This is a genomic window from Cronobacter universalis NCTC 9529, from assembly GCF_001277175.1.
GTDB lineage: Bacteria > Pseudomonadota > Gammaproteobacteria > Enterobacterales > Enterobacteriaceae > Cronobacter > Cronobacter universalis.
In genome coordinates this window covers 2,911,599-2,928,430 of sequence record NZ_CP012257.1, presented here as the reverse complement: position 1 = coordinate 2,928,430, position 16,832 = coordinate 2,911,599, and the positions used below count along the sequence as shown (strand labels likewise).

10 protein-coding genes are annotated in these 16,832 nt (G+C 57.7%); 7 read left to right on the top strand and 3 right to left on the bottom strand.

What is annotated here, in order from left to right; all coding sequences use genetic code 11:
- Nucleotides 1-109: 109 nt before the first annotated feature.
- Nucleotides 110-841 (bottom strand): bifunctional 2-polyprenyl-6-hydroxyphenol methylase/3-demethylubiquinol 3-O-methyltransferase UbiG, encoded by a 732-nt coding sequence (gene ubiG / locus AFK65_RS13495; RefSeq protein WP_007699897.1) that lies wholly within the window; start codon nt 839-841, stop codon nt 110-112.
- A gap of 159 nt (nt 842-1,000) precedes the next feature.
- Between ubiG and gyrA the strand changes: the two genes are divergently transcribed.
- Entirely contained in the window at nt 1,001-3,637 is a 2,637-nt protein-coding gene (gene gyrA / locus AFK65_RS13490; protein WP_038856705.1) for a DNA topoisomerase (ATP-hydrolyzing) subunit A, read from the top strand.
- A gap of 195 nt (nt 3,638-3,832) precedes the next feature.
- Entirely contained in the window at nt 3,833-6,682 is a 2,850-nt protein-coding gene (rcsC, locus tag AFK65_RS13485) for a two-component system sensor histidine kinase RcsC (protein ID WP_038856706.1), read from the top strand.
- Between the two features lie 181 nt (nt 6,683-6,863).
- Here rcsC and rcsB read toward each other — a convergent pair whose 3' ends face one another.
- Both rcsB and rcsD read right to left on the bottom strand, forming a co-directional pair.
- Nucleotides 6,864-7,514, bottom strand: coding sequence for a response regulator transcription factor RcsB (rcsB, locus tag AFK65_RS13480; RefSeq protein ID WP_007676706.1), 651 nt, complete (start codon nt 7,512-7,514; stop codon nt 6,864-6,866).
- A 16-nt stretch (nt 7,515-7,530) separates the two neighbouring features.
- A complete protein-coding gene (gene rcsD, locus AFK65_RS13475) occupies nt 7,531-10,185 on the bottom strand; it encodes a phosphotransferase RcsD (protein WP_032804780.1) in 2,655 nt (884 codons plus the stop codon).
- Between the two features lie 840 nt (nt 10,186-11,025).
- Here rcsD and AFK65_RS13470 point away from each other — a divergent pair.
- The 5 genes from AFK65_RS13470 to AFK65_RS13450 all read left to right on the top strand — a co-directional run bounded on the left by AFK65_RS13470 (nt 11,026) and on the right by AFK65_RS13450 (nt 16,820).
- Nucleotides 11,026-12,174 carry a porin OmpC gene (locus AFK65_RS13470; protein WP_007699884.1) on the top strand — a complete coding sequence of 383 codons (1,149 nt, stop codon included), beginning with the start codon at nt 11,026-11,028 and terminating at the stop codon, nt 12,172-12,174.
- Between the two features lie 120 nt (nt 12,175-12,294).
- Nucleotides 12,295-13,314, top strand: a complete 1,020-nt coding sequence (apbE, locus tag AFK65_RS13465; protein ID WP_038856708.1) for an FAD:protein FMN transferase ApbE — start codon at nt 12,295-12,297, stop codon at nt 13,312-13,314.
- Between the two features lie 72 nt (nt 13,315-13,386).
- On the top strand, nt 13,387-14,451 hold the full coding sequence (ada, locus tag AFK65_RS13460) for a bifunctional DNA-binding transcriptional regulator/O6-methylguanine-DNA methyltransferase Ada (RefSeq protein ID WP_038856710.1): 1,065 nt from the start codon (nt 13,387-13,389) through the stop codon (nt 14,449-14,451).
- Nucleotides 14,451-15,095, top strand: a complete 645-nt coding sequence (alkB, locus tag AFK65_RS13455) for a DNA oxidative demethylase AlkB (protein WP_038856711.1) — start codon at nt 14,451-14,453, stop codon at nt 15,093-15,095. The genes ada and alkB overlap by 1 nt, the downstream gene beginning before the upstream one ends.
- Before the next feature lie 78 nt (nt 15,096-15,173).
- A complete protein-coding gene (locus tag AFK65_RS13450; protein ID WP_038856713.1) occupies nt 15,174-16,820 on the top strand; it encodes a multidrug ABC transporter permease/ATP-binding protein in 1,647 nt (548 codons plus the stop codon).
- The last annotated feature ends 12 nt before the right edge of the window (nt 16,821-16,832 follow it).

The window sequence follows — 16,832 nt, the reverse complement described above, 5'->3', positions numbered from 1 at the left end:
GTCAAGGCGGCAGGAAAAAAAATGAATTTTTGATCGAACGCTGATTTCCTGGTCAGGAAAGAAATCGCGCAACAGAACGTTGCGCAATTTTTAATACGAAAAGCTTCTATCAGGCCGGTTTTTTAGCCTGTGTATGCAACATATAGTTAACATCGACACCCGGCGCGAGTTTAAAGCGGTTGGTCAGCGGGTTGTAATGCAGACCGATGATATGACGTTCTTCCAGCGGCGTTTCGTCCACCCAGCCCAGCAGTTCGGAAGGGCGGATGAACTTTTTGGCGTCGTGCGTGCCTTTCGGCACCATGCGCAGCACATATTCCGCGCCCACCACCGCCATCAGCCAGGATTTGGCGTTGCGGTTTAGCGTGGAGAAAAAGACGTGGCCGCCCGGCTTCACGAGTTGTGCGCAGGCCTGTACTACCGAGCGCGGGTCCGGTACGTGTTCGAGCATCTCCATGCAGGTCACCACATCATAGGCGCCGGCATTCTGCGCGGCGTGTTCTTCGACCGTCTGCTGAACATAGTTAAGCTCGACGCCGCTTTCCAGCGCGTGCAGACGCGCCACCGCCAGCGGCTCGGCGCCCATATCGAGCCCCGTGACGTTCGCGCCTTCGCGGGCCATGCTCTCTGAGAGAATGCCGCCGCCGCAGCCGACATCCAGCACCTTTTTCCCGAACAGACCGCCGGCGCGCTCGGCGATATAGCCCAGACGCAGCGGGTTAATGCGATGCAGCGGTTTAAATTCCCCTTCAGTGTCCCACCAGCGCGAAGCGACAGCTTCAAATTTGGCGATTTCTTCTAAGTCTACGTTGTGCGCAACGGGCGGTTTTTCAGCATTCATGGACGCCTCTACTCCTTTCTTCGCAAGAGCGTCGAGTATAACAGGCGTTAGTGGGGAATAAAGCGGCCTGACGGGGCTATTCGGTTTACCGAACAGGCCGCGGCTGTGTTATAATTTGCGACCTTTGAATCCGGGACACAGTAGAGGGATAACGGTCAGATGAGCGACCTTGCCAGAGAAATTACACCGGTCAACATTGAGGAAGAGTTAAAGAACTCCTATCTGGATTACGCGATGTCGGTTATTGTCGGCCGCGCGCTTCCGGATGTCCGAGATGGCCTCAAGCCGGTACACCGTCGCGTACTTTACGCCATGAACGTGTTGGGCAATGACTGGAATAAAGCCTACAAAAAATCCGCCCGTGTCGTTGGTGACGTAATCGGTAAATACCATCCCCACGGTGACTCCGCCGTCTACGATACCATTGTACGTATGGCTCAGCCGTTCTCGCTGCGCTATACGCTGGTGGATGGTCAGGGCAACTTCGGTTCTATCGACGGCGACTCCGCCGCGGCGATGCGTTATACGGAAATCCGTCTGGCGAAGATCGCCCATGAACTGATGGCCGACCTCGACAAAGAAACCGTTGATTTTGTCGATAACTATGACGGCACGGAAAAAATCCCGGACGTCATGCCGACCAAAATCCCCAACCTGCTGGTAAACGGGGCTTCCGGTATCGCGGTCGGGATGGCGACCAACATTCCGCCGCATAACCTGACGGAAGTGATCAACGGCTGCCTCGCCTATATTGATGATGAAGATATCAGCATTGAAGGGCTGATGGAGCACATCCCCGGCCCGGATTTCCCGACTGCCGCCATCATCAATGGCCGTCGCGGCATTGAAGAGGCGTATCGCACCGGGCGCGGCAAAATCTACATTCGCGCGCGCGCGGAAGTAGAAGTGGATCCGAAAAACGGCCGCGAAACCATTATCGTGCACGAAATTCCTTATCAGGTGAACAAAGCGCGCCTGATCGAGAAAATCGCCGAGCTGGTAAAAGACAAACGCGTCGAAGGCATCAGCGCGCTGCGTGACGAGTCTGATAAAGACGGTATGCGCATTGTTATTGAGATCAAACGCGACGCCGTGGGCGAAGTGGTGCTCAATAACCTCTATTCCCAGACGCAGCTGCAGGTGTCTTTCGGTATCAACATGGTCGCGCTGCACCACGGCCAGCCGAAGATCATGACGCTGAAAGAGATTCTGGCGGCGTTTGTGCGCCACCGTCGTGAAGTGGTGACCCGCCGTACCATCTTTGAACTGCGCAAAGCCCGCGAGCGCGCGCATATCTTAGAAGGTCTGGCGATTGCGCTGGCCAACATCGATCCGATTATCGAGCTGATTCGCCGCGCGCCGAACCCGTCCGAAGCGAAAGCGGGCCTTATCGCCCAGGCGTGGGAGCTTGGCACCGTTTCCGCGATGCTGGAGCGCGCCGGCGACGACGCCGCGCGTCCGGAGTGGCTGGAGCCGGAGTTCGGTATTCGCGATGGCAAATACTGGCTGACCGAGCAACAAGCGCAGGCGATCCTCGATCTGCGTCTGCAAAAGCTCACCGGCCTTGAGCATGAAAAACTGCTCGACGAGTACAAAGAGCTGCTGGAGCAAATCGCAGAGCTGCTGCATATCCTCGGCAGCGCCGACCGCCTGATGGAAGTGATCCGCGAAGAGCTGGAGCTTATCCGCGATCAGTTCGGCGACGAGCGCCGCACTGAAATCACCGCCAACACCGCTGATATCAACATCGAAGATCTGATCAACCAGGAAGATGTGGTGGTCACCCTGTCTCACCAGGGCTATGTGAAATATCAGCCGCTGACGGATTACGAAGCGCAGCGCCGCGGCGGTAAAGGCAAATCCGCCGCGCGTATCAAAGAAGAAGACTTTATCGACCGCCTGCTGGTGGCCAACACCCACGATACGATCCTCTGCTTCTCCAGCCGTGGTCGTCTCTACTGGATGAAAGTCTACCAGTTGCCGGAAGCGAGCCGCGGCGCCCGCGGACGTCCTATCGTCAACCTGCTGCCGCTGGAAGCGAACGAGCGTATCACCGCGATTCTGCCGGTACGCGAGTATGAAGAAGGCGTTAACGTCTTTATGGCGACCGCGAGCGGCACCGTGAAGAAAACGGCGCTGACCGAGTTCAGCCGTCCGCGTACCGCCGGTATTATCGCGGTGAACCTGAACGAAGGCGATGAGCTGATCGGCGTCGACCTGACCGCAGGGAAAGACGAAGTCATGCTGTTCTCCGCGCAGGGCAAAGTGGTGCGCTTTAAAGAAGACGCGGTGCGTCCGATGGGCCGTACCGCCACGGGCGTGCGCGGTATTCGCCTCGGCGAGGGCGACAGCGTTGTGTCGCTTATCGTGCCGCGCGGCGAAGGCGCTATCCTGACCGCCACCCAGAACGGTTACGGCAAGCGTACCGCGGTGGAAGAGTACCCGACCAAGTCGCGCGCGACGAAAGGGGTTATCTCCATCAAGGTGACCGATCGCAACGGGCCGGTGGTCGGCGCGGTGCAGGTCGATGACGCAGACCAGATCATGATGATCACCGACGCCGGTACGCTTGTGCGTACGCGCGTGTCGGAAATCAGCGTGGTGGGCCGTAATACCCAGGGCGTTATTCTCATCCGCACCGCGGAAGATGAAAACGTGGTGGGTCTGCAGCGCGTCGCCGAGCCGGTGGATGACGAAGAGCTCGACTCCATCGACGGCAGCGTGGCGGAAGGCGACGATGAAATCGCGCCGGAAACCGACGCCGACGACGAGGCGGCGGACGACGCGGACGAGTAATCGTCGCGCGGCTTACCCACTTCGCGTTTTGCCATACGAAAGGGCCGGTTTAACCGGCCCTTTCTTTTTTTGGCGCCCGGTGCGCCAGGCTGCTCTGAATATCGCCGGATAATCGCGTTGCCGTTGCGGCACAAGGGTTTTGCGGCTACCTTAACGGCATTCCTTTTTCTTACCTCACGGCTAGCTGGTGCCCCTTTGAAATACTTCGTCTCTTTCCGCTCGACGCTTAAAGTGTCTCGCTATCTTTTCCGGGCGCTGGCGCTGCTGCTCTGGCTGCTTATCGCCCTGTTTTCGGTGTTTTACATCGTAAGCGCGCTGCATGTGAAAGAGTCGGAAATTCGTCAGGAATTTAACCTGAGCTACGATCAGGCGCAGCGCTATATTCAGCGCACCTCTGACGTGATGAAAGAGCTGAAATATGTCGCGGAAAACCGGCTGGAGAATATCGACGCGCTGCTGAAAAACGGCCGCGGACAACAAGATTCGCTGACCACGCCGTCGTTTGTGCCGCTGTTTTCCGATTCCGACTGTAATACGCTCGGCACCAGCTGGCGCGGATCGTTGCAGTCGCTCTCCTGGTTTTTGCGCTACTGGCACGACAACTTCTCCGCCGCCTACGATTTAAACCGTGTGTTTCTGATAGGTTCCGATAACCTCTGCATGGCGGATTTCGGGCTGCGGGAGATCCCGCTTGAGCGTGACAAGACCCTGCAGGCGCTGCATGAGCGCATCGTCAAATACCGCAACGCGCCGCAGGATGAGCGCGGCAACAGCCTGTTCTGGGTATCGCAGGGCCCGCGTCCGGGCGTCGGCTATTTCTATTCTCTGACGCCGGTCTACCTGGCGAACCGCCTCCAGGGGCTGCTGGGCATTGAGCAAACCATCCGCATTGAAAACTTCTTTACGCCAGGCAGTATGCCGATGGGCGTGACGATCCTCGATGAAAACGACCGCCCGCTGTTTTCGCTGACAGGTACTGAAACGCGCCTTGAGCCGAACGGCGAGTGGGAGCAGGAGCGGGCATGGTTCGGCTATACGTCCGGCTTTAAGCAGCTGATCCTGAAAAAGAGTCTGCCGCCGTCGTCACTAAGCATTGTCTATTCGGTCCCGGTCGATCTGGTGCTGGAGCGCATCCGGATGCTTATCCTCAACGCCGTGCTGCTCAATGTGCTGGTGGGGATTGTGCTGTTTACGCTGGCGCGCATGTATGAGCGGCGCATCTTTATTCCGGCGGAAAACGACGCCCAGCGTCTGGAAGAGCATGAGCAGTTTAACCGTAAAATCGTCGCCTCGGCGCCGGTCGGGATCTGTATTCTGCGCACCCAGGACGGGACCAATATTATCTCCAACGAGCTGGCGCATAACTATCTGAACATGTTGACGCATGAAGACCGCCAGCGGCTGACGCAAATTATCTGCGGCCAGCAGGTGAATTTCGTCGATGTGCTCACCAGCAACAATACCAACCTGCAAATCAGCTTCGTGCATTCGCGCTATCGCAATGAAAACGTGGCGATCTGCGTGCTGGTGGATGTCTCGGCGCGCGTCAAAATGGAAGAGTCGCTGCAGGAGATGGCGCAGGCGGCCGAACAGGCGAGCCAGTCGAAATCGATGTTCCTTGCGACCGTCAGCCATGAGCTGCGCACGCCGCTGTACGGCATTATCGGTAACCTGGATCTGCTGCAGACGCAGGAGCTGCCGAAAGGCGTCGATCGCCTGGTGACGGCGATGCACAACTCCTCCAGCCTGCTGCTGAAAATCATCAGCGATATTCTCGACTTCTCGAAAATTGAATCCGAGCAGTTGAAGATCGAGCCGCGCGAGTTTTCGCCGCGCGAAGTAATGAGCCATATCACCGCCAACTATCAGCCGCTGGTGGTGCGCAAACAGCTCGGGCTGTACTGCTTTATCGAGCCTGACGTGCCGATGACGCTCCTGGGCGATCCGATGCGCCTGCAACAGGTGATCTCCAACCTGCTGAGCAACGCCATTAAATTCACCGATATCGGCTGCATTATTCTGCATGTCGGCACCCAGGGGGATTATCTCTGTTTCCGCGTACGCGATACCGGCGTCGGGATCCCGGCGAAAGAAGTGGTGCGGCTGTTCGATCCCTTCTTCCAGGTCGGTACCGGCGTGCAGCGCAACTTCCAGGGCACCGGGCTCGGGCTCGCGATTTGCGAAAAACTCATCAACATGATGGACGGCGATATTTCAGTCGATACCGAGCCGGGTATGGGCAGCCAGTTTACGATCCGTATTCCGCTCTGGCAGGCGCAACTGCCGCCGAAGGCAAACGTCGACGGACTCGCTCATAAACGCTGCTGGCTGGCGGTACGCAACGCCTCGCTGTGCGAATATCTGCAGGGTTTGCTCTCGCGTAACAATATTCGCGTACAGAATTACCACGGCGAGACGCCGGATAAAGACGATATTCTGATCACCGACGATGAAAACTGCGTCGCGTGGCCGGGCAGGGGAGTGATTTTCTTCTGCCGCCGTCATATCGGGATGCCGGTAGAGCGCAGTCCTGGCGTCTGGATGCACAGCGTCGCGGCGCCGCACGAGCTTCTGACCCTGCTGGGCCGTATTTACAGCATCAATGTCGACGTGCCGGGCAGCCAGCCTGTGCTGCCTGCCGCTTCCGCCAGCGCCGAGCAGAACGAAGATATGATGATTCTGGTGGTCGATGACCATCCGATTAACCGCCGCCTGCTTGCCGATCAGCTTGGTTCGCTGGGCTATCAGTGCCGTACCGCCAATGATGGCGTGGACGCGCTCAACGTCCTTAGCAAAAACCATATCGATATTGTTTTAAGCGACGTCAACATGCCGAATATGGACGGTTACCGTCTGACGCAGCGTATTCGCGAGCTGGGCCTGACGCTGCCGGTGGTGGGCGTGACCGCCAACGCGCTGGCGGAAGAGAAACAGCGCTGCCTGGAATCCGGGATGGACAGCTGTCTTTCTAAACCCGTGACGCTGGATGTGCTGAAGCAGACGCTGGCGGTGTACGCCGATCGTGTCCGCAAGGCGCGCGGTTAATCGTAACGCGCGCCGTCATGCAGGGGCGGTGCGCGGTGCAGTAGCCGTATACCTGTAAAAACAAACCGCGCTCAGCGGGCAATCATCAGCGATATTAATGCATGGAGTGCGAATAACGTGCGGGAAAAGCGGGGCGGGACAGGACGGTGCGTCCCTGCCCGGCGGGCAGGGACAGCAGGGATTACTCTTTATCCGCCGGCGTCAGGCTGACGGAAGAGAGGTAGTTCAGCAGCGCGATATCGTTATCCACGCCAAGCTTCATCATCGCCGATTTCTTCTGGCTACTGATAGTTTTGATACTGCGGTTCAGTTTCTTGGCGATTTCGGTCACCAGGAAACCTTCTGCGAACAGACGCAGCACTTCGCTCTCTTTCGGCGACAGGCGTTTATCGCCATAGCCGCCTGCGCTGATCTTCTCAAGCAGACGAGAGACGCTTTCCGGGGTAAATTTCTTACCTTTCTGCAGCGCCGCCAGCGCTTTCGGCAGGTCGGTCGGCGCGCCTTGCTTGAGAACAATCCCTTCGATATCGAGATCCAACACGGCGCTCAGAATGGCCGGGTTGTTGTTCATCGTCAGCACGATAATAGATAAGGTCGGGAAATGACGCTTAATGTATTTGATAAGCGTAATGCCGTCGCCGTATTTATCGCCCGGCATGGAGAGGTCGGTGATAAGGACGTGCGCGTCTAACTTCGGCAAATTGTTAATTAATGCTGTGGAATCTTCGAACTCACCGACAACATTCACCCACTCGATTTGTTCAAGAGATTTGCGAATGCCGAACAGAACAATCGGATGGTCATCGGCAATAATTACGTTCATATTGTTCATGTATTAGGCTACCTTGCTACAGCAGGCTCTTGACGTAAACGTCAATGTCGCTGATATATTTTTCTATGGCTGTGGCATCCTTCTCGCGAATAAGATGCTCCAGTGTTTCACATAACTGTTTGCCGGGAACCAGATTCAGCATAGCGAACACGCCCTTCAGGCGGTGCGCTGTCTGCGCCAGCGCAGCAAAATCACCGGCGGACGATTCAGTATACAATCTCTGAACATCATCCGGTACCGTATCGACGAACAGCGCATAATAGCCGCTGGCATGAAGCTGCGCATTTTCATCGCCGCCCATTGGAGATTCAGGAATATCTTCCTGCGCCAGTTGCTCTTCAATTAGTTGTAGCACTGCTTCCTGCATGGCGTGACTAATATTAAAGTTGACGCGCAGCTGTCCCGGTCCGATGCGTCGTACGCCGGCCTCATCATCGCTTAAAAGCAGGCCGTTGGCAGTAAGATTAGACGGATTATCTGTTAAAAATATATCGTACTCTTGACTTGATAATCTTTCGTCCGGCGTAATGCAGGACGCACCCCACTGTTCAAGCTGGCGCACCACCACATTACGCACTTCGTTCGACGTAATATCGATCATCGCGATAACGTCGTCCAGCAGACGCTCATCGCTCTCTTCGGTCTCCATCGGCTCCACCGGCATCGTTACGTGCAGTGAATAGCGCGTGCCCAGCTCTTTGCGGGCTTTAATATTCAGATGCCCGCCGAGACGGCGCGCCAGCTGGTTGCAGAGATAGAAAGTGAGACCGTTGGCTTTGCCGAACTGATCGGTAGAGGTGTCGTTCAGGAACGGGAAGTGCAGGTTGTCGATTTCGCTGTTGCTGATGCCTTCGCCGGTATCCAGCACGCGGAACAGCAGGCGCTCGCGCGCGCCTTCTTCCGCCATAATCTCCAGCGTGATTTTGCCAATCTGCGTGGTGGTGACGGAGTAGTGCAGCAGCATCAGCAATACTTTGCGCAGCGCTTCGCGATCGCCGTGGCGCTCTTCGTTAGCGGCAAGCTGGTTGTTGATGAGCAGCTGCAAGCCTTTACGCTTGATAACCGGCAGCACTTCCGGCACCACTTCGTCAATCAGCTCCTGAATGGTGAAGTCGGTCGGCGTCGGGCGCCAGAAATCCGCCTCCAGCTGATTCACCAGCTGAATTTCATCGACCAGACGCGCAATACGCTCGGCTTGTTCGGCCAGCACCTGGCTTTCCGGCGCGTCGATCCGGGCCGCCTGCTGAGCAAGCTGCTGGGTCGGCTCTTTGAGCGCCGCGCCGATATTCTGCATAAACGCGGAGCGGCCCTGCTGGTTTTTCTCATACAGACGCTGCGCCTGCTTGAGCTTTTTATTCACCAGGATTTCACGATCCTGATCGCGAATAATGAAAATCTGGGTGCGCGGCACCACCTGGCTGCGGAACAGCCGGATCTCATAGAGCTCGTTATTGACCGTCGCCTGGATAATGCCCTGATGCTGATCCGCCATCGACGTGATGTTTTGCAGGTTCAGGTGCGGCAGCAGGTGGTCGGCGATTTTATTACTCATGATGGTGCGGCTGGACTCCTGATCGTGAACCAGCAGCCCCAGCGGCAGCACGCTTAAAATCTCTTCATTCAGCGCGCGCAGCATCTGCAACTCGGCATTATTCGCGCTGCTGGTCACGGTCTCCACCGGACGGCTCGGCTGGTGGCGGAACGTGGTATAGCCAAACAGCGCCAGCGCCAGCAGGCCGATATTCAGCAGCAGCGGCAGCAGGATATTTTGCAACGTTTCCATCAGCAGCGCGCCGAACGGCACTTCCCAGATGATGCGCAGCTGCGTGCTGGTCAGCGCCGAGGAGATCTCGATGCGATTGCTGTTGAAATTAATGGTGACGCTGTCCGGATCCTCTTTATCCTGGGCGGCCGAGGCGTTCGGGCTACTGTCAGGCTCCAGGCGGAAGCTCTCCAGCGGCATGCCCGGCGGGATCAGATCGTTAATCGGCACATCGAACGCGACCACGGTCGCCAGATGGCCCGGCTGGTTAAAAGTGGTGCGCAGCGTGAAATAGTGACCGTTCTGCCAGGGGAGTTTACGCAACGGGGAGAAACTTTCGCGCTCGTCCAGCGCGTTGGCCTGCTGGAGCATCTCGGCGCGGCGCGAATCGGCAATCGCGTTTATCGAGTTCTCTTTAAAGCCGGCGGAGAGATCTTTTAGCGGCAGCGTGGAGACCAGGATCATGCTGTTATCCTGGCCATTCAGATAATACATTGACCAGGGCGCGCCTTCCGCGCCCCACAGCGTATCGAGATAGCTCGAAATCCGCTGCGTCATATCCAGCGTCGAGCTGTCGTGCGAGCCGAAAATCAGCGCTTCGGTTTTGCGGTGCGGTTTTTCAAGATAATAGACATCCTGACGCAGGCGCGTTTCCTGTAAGCCTTCGCCGTTCTGGCCCGCCGCGCTGGCGCCGATATTGTCGTAGATCTGCCAGGTGGCGTAACGGTAGGTATCTACCCGTTTATGCAGCGCGTGGGAGATATCGACTATCTGGTAGCTCTTATCTTTCAGCCAGGCGTTGACGGCGCTCTGGACCATCACGCCCATTGTCACCAGCAGCACCACAATCAATAACAGGAAGAAACGGGTAATACTGCCCGGCATAAGGGAAAATTTATTGGGGATCATTGCGTCTGGCTGACTCATTATTGTGCGTAATCCACCGGCCTGCGCCGTGTAAAGAATAAAGAACCGTGCTGCGCCGGCGGCAGCTATCCATTTTTTTGCGTTCTTGCCCTGCAACGTCGCGATGGAACCAGAGCGCGACGCCCGTAGCACAGGGTTTGTCGGGGGCGACACCTGTCTTCTTTAACAGTATCGCAAACAATGAAGTATAAAGCGAAACGTATGATTTACCAGATGGTGAGAACGGTCTGAAACTGCGGCCTCGCAAGCCATGCGGGCGGGGCGCGGGTAGCGGGGCCGGTAGCTATTATCGCTTATTTTATTCGCAGGCGAACAAAATAACGACAATATGATTAATTAATAGTCGTTAACTTTACGATGATTTACGCAGAAATAGTTGAACCTGAAAATCGGGGCAAAAAAATGCCGGATGCGAGCATCCGGCGGTAATAGGGGTAAAACGAACATTCAGATCTGAATGACGGTAATAAATAAAGTTAATGATGATAGCGGGATTAATTCTAGTGGACTCTTCTTATTTGGTTTTGTCATTCAGTGCGGTAAATACTCCTAATGATTAAGTAATTGATTTATTTTGATTAAAATGGATTTCTTGATAATTAGTGCGAATATATTTAGCGATTAGTGCGGAAAAAAGTTCCCTTTTATTAATATATTGTTACATTTTGTAGGCATTATGAAACACCTAAAAAGTTTTCGTATCATATTCCTGTTGGATTATTCGGCCCCGGTTTCGGACAATGGATTCGCCCACTAGTTCCGTGAATTAGTGAGCAGTGGCAATAATAAGTATATAAAGGCATATAACAGAGGGTTAATATAATGAAAGTTAAAGTTCTCTCCCTGCTGGTCCCGGCTCTGCTGGTTGCAGGCAGCGTCAATGCAGCAGAAATTTATAATAAAGACGGCAACAAATTAGATCTGTTCGGTAAAGTTGACGCTGAACACTACTTCTCTGACGACAACAGCGCTGACGGCGACCAGACCTACATGCGTATCGGCTTCAAAGGCGAAACGCAGGTTAACGATCAGATCACCGGTTACGGCCAGTGGGAATATCAGATCCAGGGCAACACTTCTGAAAGTGATAACCAGTCCTGGACCCGTGTGGCGTTCGCTGGTCTGAAATTCGGTGACGCAGGTTCTTTCGATTACGGTCGTAACTACGGCGTTATCTACGACGTGACCTCCTGGACCGACGTTCTGCCGGAATTCGGCGGCGACACCTACGGCGCGGACAACTTCCTGCAATCTCGCGGCAACGGCATCGCGACCTACCGTAACACCGACTTCTTCGGTCTGGTTGACGGCCTGAATTTTGCCCTGCAGTACCAGGGTAAAAATGGCAGCGTTTCTGGTGAAAACGACGCTACCGGCGGTCGCAGCCTGCTGAAACAGAACGGCGACGGCTACGGCATGTCTCTGACCTACGACCTGGGCGAAGGCTTCAGCGTAGGCGGCGCGATGGCGACCTCCAAACGTACCGCTGACCAGAACGGCACCAGCGCTGCGCTGTACGGCGAAGGCGACCACGCAGAAGTTTACTCCGGCGGCCTGAAATACGACGCGAACAACATCTACCTGGCGGCGCAGTACTCCCAGACTTACAACGCGACCCGTTTCGGTACCTCTAACGGCAGCGCAGATGACCGCAGCGCCATCTACGGCTTCGCTGACAAAGCGCAGAACTTCGAAGTGGTTGCGCAGTACCAGTTCGACTTCGGCCTGCGTCCGTCCGTGGCTTACCTGCAGTCCCGCGGTAAAGACATCGCCAACAAAACCACCGGTGTTTCTTACGGCGACCAGGATCTGCTGAAATATGTTGATGTTGGCGCGACCTACTACTTCAACAAAAACATGTCCACCTTCGTGGATTACAAAATCAACCTGCTGGATGACAACAACTTCACCCGTCAGGCTGGTATCGGCACTGATGACGTCGTAGCGGTAGGCCTGGTTTACCAGTTCTAATCCCCGACCTGATGTGCAAAAGGAGCCTGCGGGCTCCTTTTTTTATGTCTGAAGAAAATAAGGTAACCTTGGGCCGCCGCTACAGAGGAGAAACGCGTGAAATTACCCGGTTTACGAACCATGCTGCTGGCCGCCGCTTTAATGGCCGCAGGCTGCGATAACGCCCCGACATCCGCTCCGCAGGCGCTGGTGCTGGAAGGCAAAACGATGGGGACGTCGTGGCGCGTCAGTCTGGCGGACGTTGATGCGGCGCGCGCAAGCGAACTGCGTGAAAAAATCCAGGCGCGCCTCGACGCCGACGACCGGCTCCTTTCCACCTGGAAAGACGACTCCGCGCTGATGCGCTTTAACCACGCTCGCACCACGGCGCCCTGGCCGGTGGACGAGGCGATGGCGGATATCGTCACCGAATCGCTGCGCGTCGGCGCGAAAACCGATAACGCGATGGATATCACCATCGGGCCGCTGGTTAACCTGTGGGGCTTCGGGCCGGATAAACAGCCGGTGAAAACGCCGGATCAGGCGCAGATTGACGCGGCCCGCGCGCGTACCGGCCTGTCGCACCTGAAAGTCATCAACGGTTCCGGGCAGCAGTGGCTGCAAAAAGATCTGCCCGACCTGTATGTCGATCTCTCCACCGTCGGCGAAGGTTACGCCGCCGATCATCTGGCGCGCCTGATGGAAGAAGAGGGCATCAGCCGCTATCTGGTGTCGGTGGGCGGCGCGCTCGCAAGCCGCGGTATGAACCCCGGCGGCCAGCCGTGGCGCGTGGCTATCCAGAAGCCGACCGACCAGGAAAACGCCGTCCAGGCGGTGGTGGATATTAACGGCCACGGCATCAGCACCTCCGGCAGCTACCGCAACTATTATGAGCTTGACGGCAAACGTCTTTCGCATGTGATCGATCCCGCGACCGGACGGCCCATCACGCATAAGCTGGTCTCGGTAACGGTCATTTCGCCAACCGCGCTGGAAGCGGACGCCTGGGACACGGGCCTGATGGTGCTTGGCCCGGAAAAAGCGCAAGCCGTGGCGCTGCGCGAGAAGCTCGCGGTCTATTTCATCACCCGTGAGGGCGACGGCTTCGCGACCTGGATGTCGCCGCAGTTCAAAAGCTTTATTGAGAAAACCGAAAATTAAAAAGCAAGAAGAGGCGTTTTCGCAGACGGCCTGTCGGGCAAACTCACGCTAACCTGTAAGAAGGAGAGCGCCATGAACGTAGCAGATTTTACCAGCGAGCGCGCCCGCTGGCAGGCGGTGGAAAACCGCGACGCGCGTGCCGATAACGCCTTTGTCTTTGCGGTGGTGACGACCGGCATTTTCTGTCGCCCGTCGTGCCGGGCGCGCAGGCCGCTTCGCGAAAACGTCCGCTTTTACCCGGACGCGGCGGCGGCCAGCGCGGCGGGCTTTCGCCCCTGTAAACGCTGCCAGCCGGCATGCCTCACGCCGCAGGCGCAAAAAGCGCAGCGCATCGCGGCAGCGTGTCGGCTAATGGAACAGAGCGACACGCCGCTGACGCTTGCAGCGCTTGCTGAAAGCGCCGCCATGAGCCCGTACCATTTTCATCGCGAGTTTAAAGCGATGACCGGTCTGACGCCGAAAGCCTGGCAAAATGCGCTCCGCGCGCAAAAACTCCAGGCGGCGCTGCGCAATGGCATGAGCGTAACCGATTCGCTCTGGGAGGCCGGGTTTTCCTCCAACAGCGCGCTCTATCGCGACGCCGACCGCGCGCTCGGCATGCGGCCGCGGCAGTACCAGCGCGGCGGCGAAAAGATAGCGATTCGCTACGCCATCGCGCCCTGCGAGACCGGGTTGTGTCTGGTGGCGGCAAGCGAGCGCGGCCTGTGCGCCGTACTGCTGGCGGATGACGCCGCGGCGCTGGAAGCCGAGCTTGCGTCGATTTTCCCGCACGCGGAGCGTCTCGCGCCGGATGCGGCATTCAGCGCGCAGGTGGCGCAGGTCACCGCGTGGCTTGATGCGCCGCAGGGCGAACTGGCGCTGCCGCTCGATTTACGCGGCACCGCGTTTCAGCTGCGCGTCTGGCAGGCGCTACAGACGGTGCCGCCCGGCAGCACCATCAGCTACCAGACGCTCGCCGAGCGCACCGGCAATCCGCAGGCGGTGCGCGCCGTCGCCAGCGCCTGCGCGGCCAACAAGCTCGCTATCGTGGTGCCGTGTCACCGGGTGGTGCGCCGCGACGGGGCGCTCTCCGGCTACCGCTGGGGCGCTGAGCGCAAGGCGCGGCTCCTTGCCCGTGAACGTGAACAGGAGAAATAATGCTCGATCTCTTTGCCGATGCTGAACCCTGGCAGGAACCGCTCGCCGACGGCGCGGTGGTGCTGCGCCGTTTCGCGCTCGCCTCTGCACCCGCGCTGATGGCGGGCATTGAGGCCGTCGCGGCCCGCTCGCCGTTTCGCCATATGGTGACGCCCGGCGGCTATACCATGTCGGTCGCGATGACCAACTGCGGCGAGGTGGGCTGGAGCACCAACCAGAAAGGCTATCTTTACGCGCAGGTCGACCCGCAAACCGGCGCGCCGTGGCCCGCGATGCCGGACGCCTTTCGCGCGCTGTGCGACGCGGCCGCGCGTGCGGCAGGCTACCCCGATTTCACGCCGGACGCCTGTCTTATCAACCGCTACGCACCGGGCGCTAAGCTGTCGCTGCATCAGGATAAAGACGAGCCGGATCTGCGCGCGCCGATTGTCTCCGTTTCGCTTGGGCTGCCCGCCGTGTTCCAGTTCGGCGGCCTGAAACGTAACGATCCGCTGAAGCGTCTGTTGCTTGAGCATGGCGATGTGGTGGTATGGGGCGGGCCGTCGCGGCTTTTTTATCATGGCATACAGCCGCTTAAGGCCGGTCAGCATTCGGCCACCGGGGAATATCGCTACAATCTCACCTTCCGCCAGGCGCGCGGATAAAAATAAGAATTATTCTTGATGTGACCGCAGGGCCGTTTAAACTGCTCGCTGTTTCCACTGCCTGAGTCATGTTTATTTATGGAACTTTTGCGCCTCGTCTGGCGCCAGTATCGCTGGCCGTTTTCCCTGGTGCTCGCGCTGAGCCTCGCCAGCGCGGCGCTCGGTATCGGGCTTATCGCCTTTATCAATCAGCGCCTGATTGCCACCGTCGATCTCAATGCCTCGGTGTTGCCGGAATTTCTCGGCCTGCTGGTGCTTCTGATGGCGGTGACGCTCGGCTCCCAGCTGGCGCTGACCATGCTTGGCCACCACTTCGTCTACCGTCTGCGCGGTGAATTTATCAAACGCATTATGGATACGCCGGTCGGGCAGATTGAAAAGCTCGGCAGCGCCACGCTGCTGGCGGGGCTGTCGAGCGACGTGCGCAATATCACCGTCGCGTTTGTGCGCCTGCCGGAGCTGGTGCAGGGCGTTATTCTGACGCTCGGCAGCGCCGCGTACCTCGGCTGGCTGTCCGGCAAAATGCTGCTGGTGACCGCGCTGTGGATAGCGGTGACGCTCTGGACCGGCTACCTGCTGGTGCAGCGCGTTTATAAACATCTCGCCACGCTTCGCGAAGTGGAAGATAGCCTGTATGAGGATTTCCAGACCGTGCTGGAAGGGCGCAAAGAGCTGGCGCTCAACCGCGAGCGCGCGGAGTATCTCTTCGACAAAATCTACACGCCGGACGCGCAGCGTTATCGCGATCATATTATCCGCGCCGACACCTTCCACCTGAGCGCCGTTAACTGGTCGAATATCATGATGCTTGGCGTGATTGGCCTGGTGTTCTGGATGGCGAACGGGCTTGGCTGGGCGGATACCACCGTCGCGGCCACCTATTCGCTGGCGCTGCTCTTTTTGCGCACGCCGCTGCTTTCGGCGATGGGCGCGCTGCCGACCCTGCTCTCCGCCCAGGTGGCGTTTAATAAGCTCAAACAGTTTCAGCTGGCGCCTTACGAGGCCGCGTTTGAACGCCCGGCGCGCAATAACGGCTGGCAGCGGCTGGAATTACGTGACGTCACCTTTACCTACCACGACGGCAGTTTCAGCGTCGGGCCGATTAATCTCACCATTCACCGCGGCGAACTGCTGTTCCTGATTGGCGGCAACGGCAGCGGCAAATCCACGCTCGCCATGCTCTTAACTGGCCTGTATGAGCCTGCATCCGGCGAAATCCTGATAGACGGTAAACCGCTCGCCGCAAACGACATGGCCGCGTACCGCCAGCACTTCTCGGCGGTGTTCACCGATGTCTGGCTGTTTGACAAACTGCTCGGCCCCGGCGGCGAAGAGGCGGACCCGACGCTGGTGGAAAGCTGGCTGGAACGCCTGAAAATGGTCAATAAGCTGACGCTTGAGAACGGCAAAATCCTCAACCTGAAACTCTCGAAAGGGCAGAAAAAGCGCGTGGCGCTGCTGCTGGCGCTGGCGGAAGGGCGCGATATCATTCTGCTCGATGAATGGGCCGCCGATCAGGATCCGCATTTCCGCCGCGAGTTTTATCAGGTGCTGCTGCCGCTGATGAAAGCGATGGGCAAAACCGTGTTCGCCATCAGTCACGACGATCACTACTTCATCCATGCCGACCGGCTGCTGGAGATGCGCCAGGGCGTGCTGTCCGAGCTCACCGGCGAAGAGCGCCAGCTCGCGAGCCGCGACGTGCTGGCGCGCACCGGCAGTTAAGCCGCGCGCATA

What these genes read in the sequence shown, in the direction of transcription:
- ubiG (WP_007699897.1), bottom strand. Translation starts at nt 841, where the DNA reads ATGAATGCTGAAAAACCGCCCGTTGCGCACAACGTAGACTTAGAAGAA.
- apbE (WP_038856708.1), top strand. Translation starts at nt 12,295, where the DNA reads ATGCTGCTGGCCGCCGCTTTAATGGCCGCAGGCTGCGATAACGCCCCG.
- AFK65_RS13450 (WP_038856713.1), top strand. Translation starts at nt 15,174, where the DNA reads ATGGAACTTTTGCGCCTCGTCTGGCGCCAGTATCGCTGGCCGTTTTCC.
- alkB (WP_038856711.1), top strand. Translation starts at nt 14,451, where the DNA reads ATGCTCGATCTCTTTGCCGATGCTGAACCCTGGCAGGAACCGCTCGCC.
- rcsD (WP_032804780.1), bottom strand. Translation starts at nt 10,185, where the DNA reads ATGATCCCCAATAAATTTTCCCTTATGCCGGGCAGTATTACCCGTTTC.
- AFK65_RS13470 (WP_007699884.1), top strand. Translation starts at nt 11,026, where the DNA reads ATGAAAGTTAAAGTTCTCTCCCTGCTGGTCCCGGCTCTGCTGGTTGCA.
- gyrA (WP_038856705.1), top strand. Translation starts at nt 1,001, where the DNA reads ATGAGCGACCTTGCCAGAGAAATTACACCGGTCAACATTGAGGAAGAG.
- ada (WP_038856710.1), top strand. Translation starts at nt 13,387, where the DNA reads ATGAACGTAGCAGATTTTACCAGCGAGCGCGCCCGCTGGCAGGCGGTG.
- rcsB (WP_007676706.1), bottom strand. Translation starts at nt 7,514, where the DNA reads ATGAACAATATGAACGTAATTATTGCCGATGACCATCCGATTGTTCTG.